General features: G+C 63.7%; 16 protein-coding genes. 11 read left to right on the top strand and 5 right to left on the bottom strand.

Annotation, left to right across the window (positions count from 1 at the left end; translation table 11 throughout):
• Nucleotides 1-15 precede the first annotated feature (15 nt).
• A complete protein-coding gene (phnD, locus tag A9O65_RS06700; RefSeq protein ID WP_064701790.1) occupies nt 16-948 on the bottom strand; it encodes a phosphate/phosphite/phosphonate ABC transporter substrate-binding protein in 933 nt (310 codons plus the stop codon).
• Nucleotides 949-1259: 311 nt separating this feature from the next.
• Between phnD and A9O65_RS06695 the strand changes: the two genes are divergently transcribed.
• Together A9O65_RS06695 and A9O65_RS06690 are read left to right on the top strand one after the other, a co-directional pair.
• Complete coding sequence (locus A9O65_RS06695) at nt 1260-1880, top strand: ABC transporter ATP-binding protein (RefSeq protein WP_139180662.1); 621 nt, start codon at nt 1260-1262, stop codon at nt 1878-1880.
• A complete protein-coding gene (locus tag A9O65_RS06690; RefSeq protein ID WP_064698694.1) occupies nt 1871-2674 on the top strand; it encodes an ABC transporter permease in 804 nt (267 codons plus the stop codon). The genes A9O65_RS06695 and A9O65_RS06690 overlap by 10 nt, the downstream gene beginning before the upstream one ends.
• Before the next feature lie 23 nt (nt 2675-2697).
• Here the strand turns inward: A9O65_RS06690 and A9O65_RS06685 are convergent, their stop codons facing one another.
• On the bottom strand, nt 2698-3885 hold the full coding sequence (locus A9O65_RS06685; protein WP_064701724.1) for an acetyl-CoA C-acyltransferase: 1188 nt from the start codon (nt 3883-3885) through the stop codon (nt 2698-2700).
• A 129-nt stretch (nt 3886-4014) separates the two neighbouring features.
• Here A9O65_RS06685 and A9O65_RS06680 point away from each other — a divergent pair, with 129 nt between their 5' ends.
• The 5 genes from A9O65_RS06680 to A9O65_RS06660 all read left to right on the top strand — a co-directional run bounded on the left by A9O65_RS06680 (nt 4015) and on the right by A9O65_RS06660 (nt 9855).
• On the top strand, nt 4015-4584 hold the full coding sequence (locus tag A9O65_RS06680; RefSeq protein ID WP_064701723.1) for a TetR/AcrR family transcriptional regulator: 570 nt from the start codon (nt 4015-4017) through the stop codon (nt 4582-4584).
• A 175-nt stretch (nt 4585-4759) separates the two neighbouring features.
• On the top strand, nt 4760-6424 hold the full coding sequence (locus tag A9O65_RS06675) for an AMP-binding protein (protein ID WP_064701722.1): 1665 nt from the start codon (nt 4760-4762) through the stop codon (nt 6422-6424).
• 16 nt (nt 6425-6440) lie between these two features.
• Nucleotides 6441-7208 (top strand): SDR family NAD(P)-dependent oxidoreductase, encoded by a 768-nt coding sequence (locus A9O65_RS06670; protein WP_064701721.1) that lies wholly within the window; start codon nt 6441-6443, stop codon nt 7206-7208.
• A gap of 227 nt (nt 7209-7435) precedes the next feature.
• Complete coding sequence (locus tag A9O65_RS06665; protein ID WP_064701720.1) at nt 7436-9247, top strand: acyl-CoA dehydrogenase C-terminal domain-containing protein; 1812 nt, start codon at nt 7436-7438, stop codon at nt 9245-9247.
• A 185-nt stretch (nt 9248-9432) separates the two neighbouring features.
• Nucleotides 9433-9855 carry a VOC family protein gene (locus A9O65_RS06660; RefSeq protein ID WP_064698688.1) on the top strand — a complete coding sequence of 141 codons (423 nt, stop codon included), beginning with the start codon at nt 9433-9435 and terminating at the stop codon, nt 9853-9855.
• A gap of 66 nt (nt 9856-9921) precedes the next feature.
• Here the strand turns inward: A9O65_RS06660 and A9O65_RS06655 are convergent, their stop codons facing one another.
• On the bottom strand, nt 9922-10716 hold the full coding sequence (locus A9O65_RS06655; RefSeq protein WP_064701719.1) for an SDR family NAD(P)-dependent oxidoreductase: 795 nt from the start codon (nt 10714-10716) through the stop codon (nt 9922-9924).
• A gap of 200 nt (nt 10717-10916) precedes the next feature.
• On the opposite strand from A9O65_RS06655, the gene A9O65_RS06650 reads away from it, so the two are divergent.
• Genes A9O65_RS06650 through A9O65_RS06640 form a run of 3 tightly spaced genes read left to right on the top strand, consistent with a single transcriptional unit; the run spans nt 10917 to nt 12570 of the window.
• Nucleotides 10917-11477, top strand: coding sequence for a GNAT family N-acetyltransferase (locus A9O65_RS06650; protein WP_082920131.1), 561 nt, complete (start codon nt 10917-10919; stop codon nt 11475-11477).
• A 28-nt stretch (nt 11478-11505) separates the two neighbouring features.
• Complete coding sequence (locus A9O65_RS06645) at nt 11506-12036, top strand: GNAT family N-acetyltransferase (RefSeq protein ID WP_064701718.1); 531 nt, start codon at nt 11506-11508, stop codon at nt 12034-12036.
• 57 nt (nt 12037-12093) lie between these two features.
• A complete protein-coding gene (locus A9O65_RS06640) occupies nt 12094-12570 on the top strand; it encodes a 2-thiouracil desulfurase family protein (protein WP_064701788.1) in 477 nt (158 codons plus the stop codon).
• 74 nt (nt 12571-12644) lie between these two features.
• Here the strand turns inward: A9O65_RS06640 and A9O65_RS17475 are convergent, their stop codons facing one another.
• Complete coding sequence (locus A9O65_RS17475; RefSeq protein WP_244534489.1) at nt 12645-13589, bottom strand: GNAT family N-acetyltransferase; 945 nt, start codon at nt 13587-13589, stop codon at nt 12645-12647.
• Between the two features lie 10 nt (nt 13590-13599).
• Entirely contained in the window at nt 13600-14148 is a 549-nt protein-coding gene (locus A9O65_RS06630) for a thioredoxin family protein (protein ID WP_064701717.1), read from the bottom strand.
• 153 nt (nt 14149-14301) lie between these two features.
• Between A9O65_RS06630 and A9O65_RS06625 the strand changes: the two genes are divergently transcribed.
• Nucleotides 14302-14931, top strand: a complete 630-nt coding sequence (locus A9O65_RS06625) for a LysE family translocator (protein ID WP_064701716.1) — start codon at nt 14302-14304, stop codon at nt 14929-14931.
• Nucleotides 14932-14949 lie beyond the last annotated feature (18 nt).

The following is a 14949-nucleotide window of genomic DNA, read 5'->3' as shown; positions in this document are numbered from 1 at the left end:
TGATGGACGGCCGACTCAGTCACAGTTGTACTCGACACCGTTGGCTTCGTCGATCTGACGGATGACGGCCCAGTGATCCTGGAAGCTGATGGGAATGAATTGTTCCTCGCCATTGCGGCCGAACTCTTCGGCAAGCTGACTGCCTTCCCAATCGAAGCTGAAGAAGGCTTCCTTGATATCGTCCTGCAGCTCGGGAGCCAGGTTGTAGACGGTGCCATAGCCGGTGGTGGGGAAGGTGTCGGACTGGTAGATCACCTCGAGCTGATCGGCATCGATGACGCCGCGGTCGATCATGCGGTTCTTCACCGAATTGGCAACGGTGGCGACCTCGTAGTCCTCGTTGGCCACACCGAGCACGGAGTTGTCGTGCTTGCCGGAGAAATCGACCTCATAGTCTTCGCCGGAGGTCATGCCGAACTCCGAGGCCATCAGGGCGGTAGGAGCCTTGAAGCCCGAGTTGGACGTTTCGGACGTGTGCGTCAGGGTCTTGCCGCGAATGTCCTCCACCTCGTCGATGCCGGAATCCGGGTAGGTGATGATCTCCATTTCGTATCCGAAAGAGCCATCCTCGGCGGCCATCATGGCGAAGGGGCGAAAGCCGGCACAGGCCACTGCCAGGGGATTGGAGCCAGTATTGAAGCCAGCCACGTGCAGGCGTCCGGCACGCATCACCTCGATCTGGGCGGCGTTGGATTGTACCGGGAAGAATTGCACTTCCTTGCCGGTTACCTCTTCCATGTGCTCCAGAAAGCCGGCCCACACGTCGGCATAGACGGCGGGATCCTCGACCGGTGTATAGGCAAACACCAGGGTGTCCGGGTCGAGCCACTGGGACTCGTCGTCGGGGATGTCGGCGACCAGGTCACCGTCGGCGTCGGTGAAACGCTCGCTGAGCTGGAAGTCGGCCTGAGCCTGGGAGAGGCCGGCGGCCAGGGCGGTGGCGGCCATGCCGCCAGCGATCAGGAAACGGGGAAAGCTGTGCACGGGTCATCACCTGTGTCGGGAAATGGGAACTCGGGCGATAGCTTGGTCAGAGGTCGTGACAACGATGGGTCGAGGAGATGTCGTGCCGATGAAGGTTAGGTGACCCTGAAGCGTGATTCGCGAAGAGTCGGGAGTTACTGTCATCGAGACCCGAAAGGGTGTTCAGCTTTCCGGTGGTGCTGTCCAGAGAAGCGGATAGTGAGGCATTATCGTGCTTTCTTGATAGGCGAATGCTATTGCCGACTTTCGTTGACCCCGTTCAGGAGCCATCACTTGTGTGCCCTCATTCGCTGAGCCTCGAGCGCTTCGCCGTAGGTGAACTAAGCAACGTCGACCTGAACCTCGCGCCCGGCGAGATTCTTTGCCTTTCGGGGGCCAGCGGTTCGGGAAAGAGCCGGCTGTTGCGTGCCCTGGCGGACCTCGAGCCTCACGCAGGGGAGGCATGGCTGGGTGAACGGGCGCAGTCGATGATCCCGGCCCATGAATGGCGGGCCCAGGTGATGCTGGTGCCGGCGGAGAGTCATTGGTGGGCCGATCATGTTGGCGATCATCTGCCGACGGTCGCCCCGGCCGATCTGGAGATGTTGGGCTTTACTCCGGACGTGCTTGATTGGCAGGTGGCGCGGCTTTCTTCCGGGGAGAGGCAGCGTCTGGCGCTATTGCGGGCAGTCGCCCGCGGGCCCCGGGCATTGCTGCTTGACGAACCCACCGCCAATCTCGACGGAGTCACGATCCGACGCGTGGAAGCCTGGCTGGTCGAGCGCATTCGCGCTCGAGGCTGGCCGACGCTCTGGGTGGCCCACGACACGGGCCAGATCGCTCGGGTGGCGGATCGTCACTGGTGCCTCCGCGATGGGCAACTGGTGGAAGAGGAGGAGATGAGCGCATGGACGTGATCGTGCTCAGCTGGTGGCAATTGGCCCTGGCGGCACTGCTGGTGGTGGCGCTGGCAGGGTGCACGGTCGTCGCGCGACTGGGCATGGCCAGAAGCCTGCTGTTCGCCGCGGCGCGCACTGTGATTCAGTTGTCCTTGGTGGGCCTGGTGCTGGAGGCGTTGTTCGCGGCATCGGCATTGCACTGGGTGGCGCTGATGGCATTCGGCATGTTGCTGATTGCCGGGCGCGAGGTGATGGCACGCCAGACGCGTCGCCTGGTAGGCGGCTGGGCGTTCGGCATCGGCACGCTGGCGATGTTCGTGTCCTCGTTCAGCGTGGCCGTGCTGACCCTGACCGTGGTCATCGGGCCGGATCCCTGGTATCGGCCTCAATACGCCATCCCGCTGTTGGGCATGATGCTGGGCAATACCATGACCGGCGTGGCTTTGGCGCTGGACCGTCTGACCGACACGGCCTGGCGCCAGCGGGCGGTGATCGAGAATCGCCTGATGCTCGGGCAGCGCTGGCAGGAGGCGGTCGGCGATATCCGCCGCGAAGCGATGCGCAGCGGCCTGATGCCCACCATCAATGCCATGGCCGCTGCCGGCGTGGTCAGCCTGCCGGGCATGATGACCGGCCAGATACTGGCCGGCAGCCCGCCGGCACTGGCGGTCAAGTATCAGATCCTGGTGATGTTCACCCTGACCCTGGGCACCGGATTCGGCACCCTGGTGGCGGTGGCAGCAGGGAGTCGGCGATTGTTCGACGATCGCCAGCGGTTGCGGCTGGAGCGCCTGGCCGCCCCTCGCCATTAGCAAGGGGCAATGGGCGAAGCGCCCTAGTCGATCAGTTCCACGGCCACGGCGGTGGCTTCACCGCCGCCGATGCACAGGCTGGCGATGCCGCGCTTGCTGCCTCGGGTGCGCAGGGCGTGGATCAGGGTGGCGATGATCCGCGAGCCGGTGGAGCCGATGGGGTGGCCTTGGGCGCAGGCACCGCCGAAGACGTTGACCTTGTCATGGGGCAGGCCCAGGTCGTCCATGGCCATCAGGGTGACCACGGCGAAGGCTTCGTTGATCTCGAACAGATCCACGTCGTCGACACCCCAGTCGAGCTTGTTCATCAGCTTGTCGATGGCGCCCACCGGGGCGATGGTGAACTCGCTTGGATGGCGCGAATGGGTGCTGTGGCCGAGCATGCGGGCGATGGGATTGGCGCCAGCCCGATCCGCCGCCGCCTGGCTGGCCAGGATCAGCGCCGAGGCACCATCCGAGATCGAGCTCGAGTTGGCGGCAGTGATGGTGCCGTCCTTGGCGAAGGCCGGGCGCAGTTCGCGAATCTTGTCGAGCCGGGCCTGGAAGGGCTGCTCGTCGTGCTCGACCCGAGTCTCGCCCTTGCGATCCTTGACCGTGACAGGTGCCATCTCGGCATCCAGGTGGCCTGCCTCGGTGGCCTGCATGGCGCGTTCCAGCGAGGCAATGGCGAAGTCATCGAGCCGCTCGCGGGAATAGCCGCGCTCGGTGGCGATCTGCTGGGCGAAGCCGCCCATCAACTGGCCGGTCTCGGCGTCTTCCAGGCCATCGAGGAACATGTGGTCCTTCAATTCGCCGTGCCCCAGGCGGTAGCCGGTGCGCGCCCGGGTCAGCACATGCGGAGCGTTGGACATGGATTCCATGCCGCCGGCCAGCAGGATCTCGCCGCTACCGGCGCGGATCAGGTCATGGGCCAGCATGGTGGCTTTCATGCCCGAGCCGCATAGTTTGTTGATGGTGGTGGCGCCGATGGTGTCGGGAATGTTGGCCTGACGCATGGCCTGCCGGGCCGGCCCCTGCTTGACGCCGGCGGGCAGTACACAGCCCAGGATGCCCTCGTCGATGTCGGAGGCCTCGATGCCGGCACGTTCGATGGCGGCGCGGATCGCCGTGGCGGCGATCTCCGGGGCAGTGAGCGAGGCGAGGCTGCCGAGCATGCCGCCCATGGGTGTGCGAGTCGCGGAGAGGAATACGATATCGTCGGCGTGGCTCATGAGGTATCTCCCGATCAGTGATGGTTGTGATTGTGAGGGCGCGTTGGTCAACGGCGTTGACCCGTCGGCGGGGCTATGATCTTCTCAGGGTCAACCAAGCAAGCGCTAGTGTAAATCTCGATGAATGTAATGAATGACTCTCCGCGCCGCAAGGAACTGACGCGCCAGGCTGCCCAGCTCTTCGTTCAGGAAGGCTTCGACCGTACCACGGTGCGCATGCTGGCCCAGGAGATGGGCATCAAGTCCGGAAGCCTGTTCCACCATTTCCGCGACAAGCAGGAGATCCTGGCCGCGGTGATCGAGGAAGGCACGGAAAACGCCCTCGGTATCGCACGGGCAGCCCTCGATGACTGCGACAGCAACCCTGCTTCGAGGTTGCACGCCATGGCCCGGGCTCACCTGGAGACGCTGCTCACCGACCGCAACGCCCATGTGGTGGCGCTGTACGAATGGCGACGTCTGGACGCGCCGGCGAGAGCCCATCTCAGCCACCTGCGCGATGCCTACGAGGCACTCTGGGAAGAGGTGATCGACGACGCCCTGGCCGCCGGCCTGATCCGGGGCGATCGTTTTCTGGTCTCGCGTTTCGTGATGGGCGCGCTCAACTGGACTGTGCGCTGGTATGACCCTGATGGTGAACGGACGCCGGATGAACTCGCCGGGGAGCTCGTCGCCATGTTGACCCATCCTGCCGGCTGACGGGCGCTTGTCGTTTGGCCATGGCGTCGACCATGGTCTAGCTCCATTTGCGTCTTCGGCGCTTGCCCTGCCGAGCCCGAGCCTCTAGCTTGACCCTAGCGCTTGATAGGTTGACGCTTACGTCAACGAAAACATGGCGAGCGGTTTCCGACAACAATCACAAGGGGGCAAGCCCATGACCACGACCCTTCCCGACTATCATGCCTATCTCGAGACCTTTGCCATCGACGATGTCGTCGCCCGGCTCGACGACCATTACGATGGCCGGTTGAATGCATTCGAGGCTTGTTGCGGGCGCCACTTGCGAGAAGGGCGCACCGAAGTGACGGCCCTGGTCCACGAGGACACGCGAGGACGGATCACGACGCTGAGCTATGGCGAACTGGCTGCCGAAAGCGAGAAGCTCGCCGGCTGGCTCACCGAGCACGGCCTGGGCGAGGGCGACCGTATCGCCTGCATGTTGCCTCGCTCGCCACAGCTGTTGATCGCGATACTGGCCAGCTGGCGCATCGGCGCGGTCTACCAGCCGCTGTTCACCGCCTTCGGATCCGATTCAGTGGCGTATCGGTTGGAGCGTGCCGATACCCGCCTGGTGATCACCGATAGCGACAATCGCGCCAAGTTCGATGGTCTGGACCGGTGCCTGCCGGTACTCGTCGTGGGTGGGCCCGATGCCGAGCATGGCGATGATCTGGATTGGGCCTCGGCCCTGGCGCATTCGCCCATCGAGACAGCGGCACCGCGGCAGTCGCCGGATGCCCCCTTCCTGCAGATGTTCACCTCCGGCACCGTGGGCAAGCCCAAGGGCGTTGCCGTGCCGCTCGCCGCCATGCCGGCCTTCGCGCTCTACATGGAACTGGCCATCGGTCTCGATGACTGCGACCGTTTCTGGAACATGGCCGATCCCGGCTGGGCATATGGCCTTTACTACGCCATCGTCGGTCCGCTGTTGCTGGGTGTGGCCACGCACTTCTGCGAGTCTGGCTTCAGTGCCGAGGGTGCGCTGAGCTTCATGGAGCGTCATGGCATCACCAATTTCGCCGCCGCGCCCACCGCCTACCGCCTGATGAAGGCATCGGGACTGTTCGATGACGCCCATGAGCGGCTCTCCTTGCGGCGTGCCAGTTCCGCCGGCGAGCCGCTCAATACCGAGGTGGTCACTTGGGTGGAAACGGCGCTGGGCTGTTCGGTGATGGACCACTATGGCCAGACCGAGACCGGCATGACCTGCTGCAACCATCACGCCCTGGCGCATCCCAAGCATGTCGGTGGCATGGGCGTGCCGATGCCTGGCTATCGCCTGGCGATCCTCGATGCCGAGTACAACGAGCTGCCGCCTGGGAAACCCGGCGTGCTGGCGGTCGATATCGCCTGTTCTCCGGCACATTTCTTCCCCGGCTATACCTGGCAGGAGAAGGAACCCTTCGTGGGGGGCTATTATCTGACCGGTGACGTGGTGCAGCGCAATGAGGATGGTAGCTTCCAGTTCGCCGGTCGCGACGACGACATCATCACTACCGCCGGTTATCGAGTTGGGCCCACCGATGTGGAGAACTCGGTTCTCATGCATCCGGCCGTGGCGGAGTCGGCCGCGGTGGGCCAGCCCGACGCGATTCGCGGTGAGATCATCAAGTCCTATGTGGTCCTGCGAGATGGCGTCGAGGCCAGCGATACGCTTGCCGACGAGATCCGCCAGCAGGTGCGCGAGCGCCTTTCGACCCATGCCTTTCCCAGGGTGATCGAATTCGTCGACACCCTGCCCAAGACACCCAGCGGCAAGATCCAGCGCTTCAAACTGCGTGCTGATGCCGCCGACAAGGCGGAGACGACCGCTCAATGACCATGGAGATGTAGCGATGCAATTGAAGGACAACGCCTTTCTGATCACCGGTGCCGCATCCGGGCTGGGCGCCGCCACGGCGGAGCGCATCGTCGCTGCCGGCGGCCGGGTGGTGCTGTGCGATCTCAGCGAGACGGTCGAGTCGCATGCCGCCCGGCTCGGTGAGGCGGCCCTGGCGGTACGCGGGGACGTGACTCGAGAAGATGACATGCAAGCCGCCGTGGAGGCGGCCGTGTCACTGGGTGGCAAGCATGGGCTGGCCGGTGTGATTCATTGCGCCGGGGTTGTCAGCGTGGCCAAGCTCCTGGATCGCGAGGGCAATCCTGCCGATCTCGAGGCCTATGCACGTACCGTGCAGATCAATCTGGTAGGCACCTTCAACGTGATGCGTCTGGCCGCGGCGGCGATGTCGCAGAATGACCCTTTCGAGGACGGAGAACGAGGGGTGATCATCAACACGGCCTCGGTCGCCGCCTTCGACGGTCAGGTGGGCCAGTGCGCCTACAGTGCCTCCAAGGCCGGCGTGGTCGGCATGAGCCTGCCGGCGGCCCGTGAACTTTCGCGGCACGGCATTCGCGTCATGGCCATCGCCCCCGGTGTGTTCGAGACACCGATGATGAGCGACATCCCGGAAGACGCCGTGGCGGCCTTGTCCGCCTCCGTTCCTTTCCCCAAGCGGCTCGGCAAGCCTGATGAATATGCCCGCCTGGCCGAGCAGATCGTCACCAACCCGATGCTCAACGGCGAAGTGATTCGCCTGGACGGCGGAATCAGGATGCAATGACCCGGCCTCGCCGGGAGCGATAAGTCGTAAGCGATCGCTGGAAGAAAAAACCATGACCCCATGCTGTCGGAACTCATGCTGTCTTCCAGCTTCTGCCTTCCGTTTTCCGTCTTGAACGAACGCTTGACTGTCATGCGTGGCGAGCGTAATTTCAAACAAATGTTTGAAAGGCGGTTTGCCAGTGATGGATGGGCCGCCTCCTGCGTCCACGTTCGAGGAGAGAGACAATGCCCGACTATCAGGCCCCCTTGCGTGATCTGCGCTTCGTCATGGACGAGATGCTCGATTATCCGACCCATTACGCGGGGCTGCCCGGTGGCGAGGAGGCAACGCCCGATGTAGTGGGGGCGATCCTCGAGGAGGGCGCACGCTTCGCGCGAGAGGAACTGCTGCCGTTGAACCAGAGCGGCGACCTGGAAGGCTGTCTGCTCGAGGGCGGCGAGGTCAAGACGCCGAAGGGGTTCAAGGAGGCGTACCACCGTTATGTGGAGGGTGGCTGGCCGGGTCTGGCTGCTGACCCGGAACAGGGTGGGCAAGGGTTGCCGCCGTCGCTTGCCATGGTGCTCTCGGAGATGATCTGTGCCACCAACCTGGCCTGGGGCATGTATCCGGGGTTGTCTCATGGAGCTGCCGATGCCCTGCGCCACCATGGTACCGAAGCGCAGAAGGACACCTACCTGACCAAGCTGGTCGAGGGCGTCTGGACCGGCACCATGTGTCTGACCGAGCCGCACTGCGGGACCGATCTGGGGCTGATCAAGACCCGGGCGGTGCCCAATGATGACGACAGCTATACGATCAGTGGCACCAAGATCTTCATTTCCGCCGGCGATCACGACCTGGCCGAGAACATCGTTCACCTGGTACTGGCCAAGTTGCCGGACGCGCCGGCGGGTTCCAAGGGGATCTCGCTGTTCGTGGTACCGAAGTTCATGCCGGATGCCGATGGCAACCCCGGTGAGCGGAACGGCGTGAGCTGCGGCTCCCTCGAGCACAAGATGGGTATTCATGGCAATGCCACCTGCGTGATGAACTTCGATGGTGCTCAAGGCTTTCTGGTCGGCAAGCCCCACAAGGGGCTGGCCTGCATGTTCACCATGATGAACGCTGCCCGTATCGGCGTGGGCATTCAGGGACTCGGGCTCACCGAAGCCAGCTTCCAGAATGCCCTGGCTTATGCGCGAGAGCGCCTGCAGATGCGTGCACTGTCCGGCGCCAAGGCCGAGGACAAGCCGGCCGACCCGATCATCGTGCATCCGGACGTTCGCCGTATGCTGTTGACCCAGAAGGCCTTCGCCGAGGGCGGTCGCATGCTGGTGCTCTACACCGCGCAGATGGTCGATCTGGTGGAACGTAGCGACGATGCCGACCGACGCGAGCAGGCCGAGACCCTGCTTGGCCTGCTGACGCCCATCGTCAAGGCCTTTCTCACCGAGGTCGGGTTCGAAGCGACCAACGAGGGGGTCCAGGTGTTCGGTGGGCACGGCTTCATTCAGGAATGGGGCATGGAACAACTGGTACGCGATGCGCGTATCACCCGCCTCTACGAGGGCACTACCGGTATTCAGGCGCTCGATCTGCTGGGTCGCAAGGTGCTGATGAGCCAGGGCGAGACGCTCAAGGTCTTCACCAAGGAAATTCACAAGTTCTGTCAGGCCGAGGAAGGCAATCCCGCCATGGCCGAGTTCGTGCGCCCGCTGGCCAAGCTCAATACCGAGTGGGGCGAATTGACCATGAGCGTGGGCATGAAGGCCATGAATGAGCGCGAGGAGGTGGGGGCAGCCAGCGTCGATTATCTGATGTATGCCGGCTACGTGACGCTTGCCTATCTGTTTGCCTGTGCCGTGAAGCACGCTCAGGCGGCACTGGAAGCCGGAACCGATGATGCCGCCTTCTACCGCGCCAAGATCAATACCGCGCGCTTCTACTATGAACGGCTGCTGCCACGCACTCGCGCTCATGCCCAGATGGTCCAGGCTGGCGGCGAGTCGCTGATGACACTGTCCCCCGACGACTTCGGTCGCGGGTTCGAAATCTGATCCTTGTGGCTCTCTCTGATCAGGCGCTCTGATCGGTGTTGCGGCGGGCCTTGCCCGCCGCTTTTTTATGTCCTGGCGGGGCGGTGCCGATTTCGGCGGTTACCGGGCGACCGGCAAGGTGAGGTGATATCTTGTGCTTGATGCGGGTAAACAGACTGGCGAACCTCGACTGGGGGGAGGCTGAAATGACGAACCACATTCGAGCCACCATTATGCCGACCTTGCGCTATCGCCATGCTGCCGAGGCGATCGACTGGTTGTGCGAGGCGTTCGGCTTCGAGCGGCATCGGGTCGTGGAAGACGATGCCGGCGGCATCGCCCACGCCCAACTGACCCTCGGTAACGGCATGGTCATGCTGGGATCGGCGCGGGAAGGAGAATTCGACCGCTGGCAGGTGCCGATGCCGGCACGAGAGGCGCCAGTGACGCAGAGCCCCTATGTCATCGTCGACGATGTCGATGCTCACCATCGTCAGGCCGCAGCGATGGGCGCGACAGTACTGATGCCGCCCGAGGACCAGCCCTATGGCGGTCGCTTGTACAGCTGTCGGGACCTCGAAGGGCACCTATGGAATTTCGGCAGCTACGATCCCTGGCGTACGGACTGACTCGCCGCCGCGCACGCTACCCGACCGGCCTCTCGTCGGCCGGATAGCGACGCCTTGCGACAGGCCTCAGGCGATGCTGTCCACCACACCGCCGTCCACCCGCAGGGCGGCGCCGCTGGTGGCCGAGGCCTGGGGCGAGGCGGCGTAGACCACCATGTTGGCCACTTCCTCGACGCTGGCGGCCCGCTGGATGATCGAGCTGGGTCGTTGGGCCATCACGAAGTCCCGTGCAGTGTCTTCCATCGACTTGCCGCTTTCCTTTTGCTGCTCGGCAAGCATCTCCTGGACGCCCTCGGAGAGCGTCGGCCCCGGCAGTATCGCGTTGACCGTGACGCCGGTGCCGGCCAGACGCTTGGCCAGGCCTCGAGACAGCGACAGATAGGCGGTCTTGGTCACGCCGTAGTGGATCATGTCCTCGGGAATGTTAAGCGCCGATTCCGACGACAGAAAGAGGATGCGCCCCCAGCCCCGTTCGACCATGCCGCCGGCATAGGCCCGCGACAGGCGCACGCCGGACATGACATTGACATCGAAGAACCGCTGCCATTCATCGTCCGGCGTGTCGAAGAAGTCCTGAGGGCCGAAGATGCCGACGTTGTTGACCAGGATATCGGCCTCGGGCTCGGCGGTGAGCATGGCCTCGCAGCCATCGGCACCGCCGAGGTCGGCGGCCACGCCGCGCGCATCGGCATTCAGCACCTGCTGGCGCAGGCGGTCCAGGGCATCGTTGACGGCGTACTGCTTGCGCCCATTCACTACCACCGTGGCCCCGCTTTCGGCCAGACCCTTGGCGATGGCGAAGCCGATGCCGCCGGTGGAGCCAGTGACGATGGCCGTCTTGCCGGTCAGATCAATCTGCATGGAAGCCTCCTGAGGTTCCACCATGTACCATGAAGGATGATAGATAGCACTCTAACAAATATCCCGGTTTCATGGCGACAGGATCGTGACGACGGAAGAGAGGCGCCAGGAGGTACCGAGGAATCGCAGATCGTGTCACAAAAGTGGCATGATGGGGCTTCCAGGCAATACGTTCGAGCGATTCAAGGAAGAAACGCCTCATGACTGTCACGCTGTCACGATCTCGCGAGGTCTCCGACGAGCTCACCATGGTGCCACTGGACCGCCATCATGCCTCGGCGCTTTTCGACGCCGTCGATGCCAACCGGCCCATGCTGCGCAAGTGGCTGCCCTGGGTGGAGGCCACCCGATCGGTCGACGATAGCCGCGCCTTCATCGACTCGGCGATGCAGGAGTGGCAGGCAGGTACTGCCATGCATTTCGCCATTCTGTGGCGCGGCGATCTGGTGGGTGCCTGCGGATTCAATCGAATCGTGGCGCGTCGGCGCTCGGCGGCGCTGGGCTATTGGTTGGCTCATGACGCCACCGGCCACGGCATCGTGACGGCTTGCGTACGCGAGTTGCTGGAACTCGGCTTTGGCGAGCTGCGGCTGCATCGCATCGAGTTGCATTGCGGCGAGCACAACGCGAAGAGCTGTGCCGTGGCCGAGCGACTGGGGTTCACCGAGGAAGGGCGCTTGCGAGAGTGCGAGTGGCTCGGCGAGCAACCCGTGACGCACCGGGTATATGGCATGCTGGCGCCTGAATGGGAGGCGAGGTGAGGGCGTGACCGAGGAGGCATCTATCGTCATGCGACGGGCGAGATCGGAGGATGCCGCCGGCATCGCCCATGTGCATGTCCGGTCATGGCAGGTAGCCTATCGCGATATGCTATCGCGGGATTATCTGGAGCGCTTGTCTGTCGCGCAACGACAGCGCCAGTGGCAGGCCAGGTTGAAGCATGACGAGACTCGGGTGATGGTGGCCGAGAGTGACGGACGGGTGATCGGCTTCTGCGCCTGGGGCTCCTGTCGCGACACCGAAGCCGTGCCATGCCAGATCGAGGTGTATAGCTTCTATCTGGATCCGGCTTATTGGTCTCGCGGGGTCGGTCGGCGACTTTGGCAGCATGCCTTGGCAGAAATACGTCAGGGGGCATCCACTCGCATTAGCCTATGGGTGCTGACCGCCAATCAGCGAGCGTTGCGGTTCTATCGTTCGCTGGGTTTCGAGTGCGATTCAGGGTCCAGGACGTCCTTTGAGTTGGGAGGAGTCACCTTGGGCGAGGAGCGCTGGGTCGGTACTCCCGAGGGATTATGGCGAGCGCTATGTCCAGCGTGACCAAGACATCGCAAGCTGGGTATGAAAAAGCTGGAGGATGAAAAGTTCGGGGGACCAGTGGAGAAAATCCTGATCAGTGCGTGCCTGTTGGGCCAGCCGGTTCGCTATGATGGTCGTGCCAAGACACAGGAGAGCGACCTCCTGGCGTGCTGGCGCGAGCAAGGACGGCTGGTCACGGTATGCCCCGAGGTGCAGGCCGGGCTCGCCACGCCTCGTGCGCCGGCCGAGATCCAGGCGGGAGACGGTCATGATGTTCTCGAGGGTAGCGCTCGCGTCATCACCCGTGATCGCGAGGATGTCACGCCGGCCTTTCTGCATGGCGCCGAGCTGGCATTGGCGCTCTGTCAGCGCCATCGAATTCGTTATTCCATCCTCACCGAGGCCAGTCCCTCCTGTGGCAGCCAGCGTATCTATGATGGTGATTTCGCGGGGCATACGGTAGCTGGTATGGGCGTGACCTCGGCGCTGCTGACGCGGCATGGCGTGAAGGTCTTCAGCCAGCATGAGCTCGGGCGGGTGGCGGCGTTGTTGTGACGAGGCCTGCGCGAAGTGGCCCGAGACCGTGGCTGTGTCGAGCGTGAGATGGCGACGAGGGGCCGTTCCTCGGACTACCGGGCCTGTTCGTCGACCTGGAAGAGCCCGAAGGTATTGCCCTCGGGGTCGAGGAAGTACCCTTGCCAGCAGGTGTCGGGAACGGCGAAGACCGGCAGAGCGACCCGGCCGCCGAGGGCGGCAATGCGCTCGGTACTGGCATGGATGTCGTCGACCTCGAAGGAGCAGGTGAAAGCATTGGTGCCGCATCCATCCGGTGGCGTGGCGGCGGGGCGTTGCAGCAGGCCGCCTTGCATGCCTTTGGCGTCGATACGCCAGTATGCCACTGGTAACCCTTCGACTCGGGTGAATGTCCAGCCGAAGAGCTCGCTATAGAAGTGGCGGGCACGATCGGGCATCTCGGCCTGGATCTCGAAGTAGAGATGGGCGTTCATGGACGTTTCCTCCTGATGGTACGGGGCATGGTCTGATGCGTGTCTGGCGGGGCTTGCGAGCCATTGGCGGCGCGAGAGCCGGTAAACGAAGCAGTCGTCGTCGCCGAAGCGCCGCTGTTCCAGGAAACGAAAGCCCAGGCGCTCGTAGAAGCGCTGGGCGCGACGATTCGCGGCGAGCGGGTCGATCAACACGGCCGTGACATCCTCGGCGGCGAAACAGCGCTCCAGTGCCTGGCGCATCATGCGACGGCCGTATCCTTTGCCGAGATCTTGCGTCTCGCCGATCCAGATATCGATGGCGCGCAGTCCGGCCGATACCGCCCCCCAGTAGTGGCTGTCTTCCTGCGCGGGGTCGATGATCTGGAGAAAGCCGATGGGGCGGCCGCCGAGCTCGGCGATCAACTGTTCCCGCCAGGGCGGCGTACGCAGCAGCTCCGTCTCCCAGCCCCAGTCATCGTTGGGCGAGGCCGCCACGACATGGGGCTGGGTATCCCAGTGACGCAGTCGTGGCACATCGTCCGGTGTGGCCGGGCGCAGGGTGAGCGGGGCGGACGTGTCGGCGGTCATGGCATTCGGGTCACTTCCACTTGATATTGCAGCCCATGGAAGGCTTCTGTGTCTCGCTGGGCGCCTGGTCGGCCAGTACGGCATCGGTGGCCTCGCGGAGGTCGCGTCCGGTCACCGGTGTATCGTGGCTCGGACGGCTGTCATCGAACTGGCCGCGATAGGCGAGCCTGTGTCGGCGATCGAACAGGAAGAAGTCCGGGGTGCATGCCGCATCGAAGGCCCGTGCCACGTCCTGGGTCTCGTCGACCAGATAGGGAAAGGTATAGCCGCGTGCGCGGGCTTCCTCCACCATGCGTTCGGGACGATCCTCGGGATGGGCCTGGAAGTCGTTGCTGTTGATACCGACCACCGCCAGGCCCCGTGCCTGGTACTCACGGGCGAAGTCGGCAAGGGCGTCGGCCAGGTGCTTCACGAAGGGGCAGTGGTTGCACATGAAGATGACCAGCAGTGGCTGGTTGGGATAGCCCTCGCTGCCTACCAGGCGACCTTCCGCATCGGGCAGCCGAAAGGTGGGCAAGGGGCTTTGCAGTTCGGTCATCCGGGAAGGTGTCAGGGGCATGCTGGCTGGTTCCTCGTCGTCGAGATGTGGGTTTCAGCCTAACAGAAGGGGGCTGAACGCGCCGGTGCCGAGGCAGACAGCCAATGGGCGGGACGCTAGTATCGGAAGAGGGATTCCCCTGCTTTCTCGTTCACCTTTCAGGAGCGTTGCGTGATGGAACTCCTCCAGGCCTTTCTCACCGTGACAGTGGTTCATCTACTGGCCGCCGCCTCGCCGGGACCGGATTTCGTGATGGTCTCCCAGCAGTCCCTGGTGCACGGCCGACGCGCCGGACTCCTGTGCAGTCTGGGCATTGCGCTGGGGTTGTCGGTGCATATCGTCTATTCGTCCATTGGCATGGCGTCATTGATGAGCCAGTCCAGTGGCTTGCTGTGGGTCATCAAGTATCTGGCAGCGGCCTATCTGATCTATCTCGGCATCAAGGGGTTGCGCAGTCGGGCGGCTTCTTCGACATCCGAGGCGCCGGGGGAGGTGCTGCGGCGACCCGCGTGGAAGCTGGTGTCGATGGGCTTTCTGTGCAATGCCATCAATCCCAAGGCGCCGCTCTATTTCCTTTCGGTGTTCAGCCTGGTGCTCACGCCCGACATGCCGCCACTGCAGTTGGCCGCCCTCGGTCTGTGGATGATGCTGCTGCAGTTCGGTTGGTTCTCGAGCGTGGCGTTGCTGCTTTCCTGGCCGGCGGTCAAGCGCCGTTTCCTGCGCATCGGCCATTGGGTCGACCGGGTGCTCGGCATGGTGATGCTAGGGTTCGGTCTTCGGCTGTTGTTCAGTCGTACGAATTGAGTGCCAGAGCGCATCGCA

It is taken from the genome of Halomonas caseinilytica (genome assembly GCF_001662305.1).
Taxonomy (GTDB): domain Bacteria; phylum Pseudomonadota; class Gammaproteobacteria; order Pseudomonadales; family Halomonadaceae; genus Halomonas; species Halomonas caseinilytica.
This window is presented reverse-complemented; position numbering and strand designations above follow the sequence as displayed.

Bases quoted from the DNA above. Each gene is read 5' to 3' on its own strand.
- A9O65_RS06660 (WP_064698688.1), top strand. From the start codon at position 9,433: ATGACGAACCACATTCGAGCCACCATTATGCCGACCTTGCGCTATCGC.
- A9O65_RS17475 (WP_244534489.1), bottom strand. From the start codon at position 13,589: ATGACCGCCGACACGTCCGCCCCGCTCACCCTGCGCCCGGCCACACCG.
- A9O65_RS06645 (WP_064701718.1), top strand. From the start codon at position 11,506: ATGCGACGGGCGAGATCGGAGGATGCCGCCGGCATCGCCCATGTGCAT.
- A9O65_RS06665 (WP_064701720.1), top strand. From the start codon at position 7,436: ATGCCCGACTATCAGGCCCCCTTGCGTGATCTGCGCTTCGTCATGGAC.
- A9O65_RS06670 (WP_064701721.1), top strand. From the start codon at position 6,441: ATGCAATTGAAGGACAACGCCTTTCTGATCACCGGTGCCGCATCCGGG.
- A9O65_RS06655 (WP_064701719.1), bottom strand. From the start codon at position 10,716: ATGCAGATTGATCTGACCGGCAAGACGGCCATCGTCACTGGCTCCACC.
- A9O65_RS06690 (WP_064698694.1), top strand. From the start codon at position 1,871: ATGGACGTGATCGTGCTCAGCTGGTGGCAATTGGCCCTGGCGGCACTG.
- A9O65_RS06675 (WP_064701722.1), top strand. From the start codon at position 4,760: ATGACCACGACCCTTCCCGACTATCATGCCTATCTCGAGACCTTTGCC.
- A9O65_RS06680 (WP_064701723.1), top strand. From the start codon at position 4,015: ATGAATGACTCTCCGCGCCGCAAGGAACTGACGCGCCAGGCTGCCCAG.
- A9O65_RS06625 (WP_064701716.1), top strand. From the start codon at position 14,302: ATGGAACTCCTCCAGGCCTTTCTCACCGTGACAGTGGTTCATCTACTG.
- A9O65_RS06685 (WP_064701724.1), bottom strand. From the start codon at position 3,885: ATGAGCCACGCCGACGATATCGTATTCCTCTCCGCGACTCGCACACCC.
- A9O65_RS06630 (WP_064701717.1), bottom strand. From the start codon at position 14,148: ATGCCCCTGACACCTTCCCGGATGACCGAACTGCAAAGCCCCTTGCCC.
- A9O65_RS06650 (WP_082920131.1), top strand. From the start codon at position 10,917: ATGACTGTCACGCTGTCACGATCTCGCGAGGTCTCCGACGAGCTCACC.
- phnD (WP_064701790.1), bottom strand. From the start codon at position 948: ATGGCCGCCACCGCCCTGGCCGCCGGCCTCTCCCAGGCTCAGGCCGAC.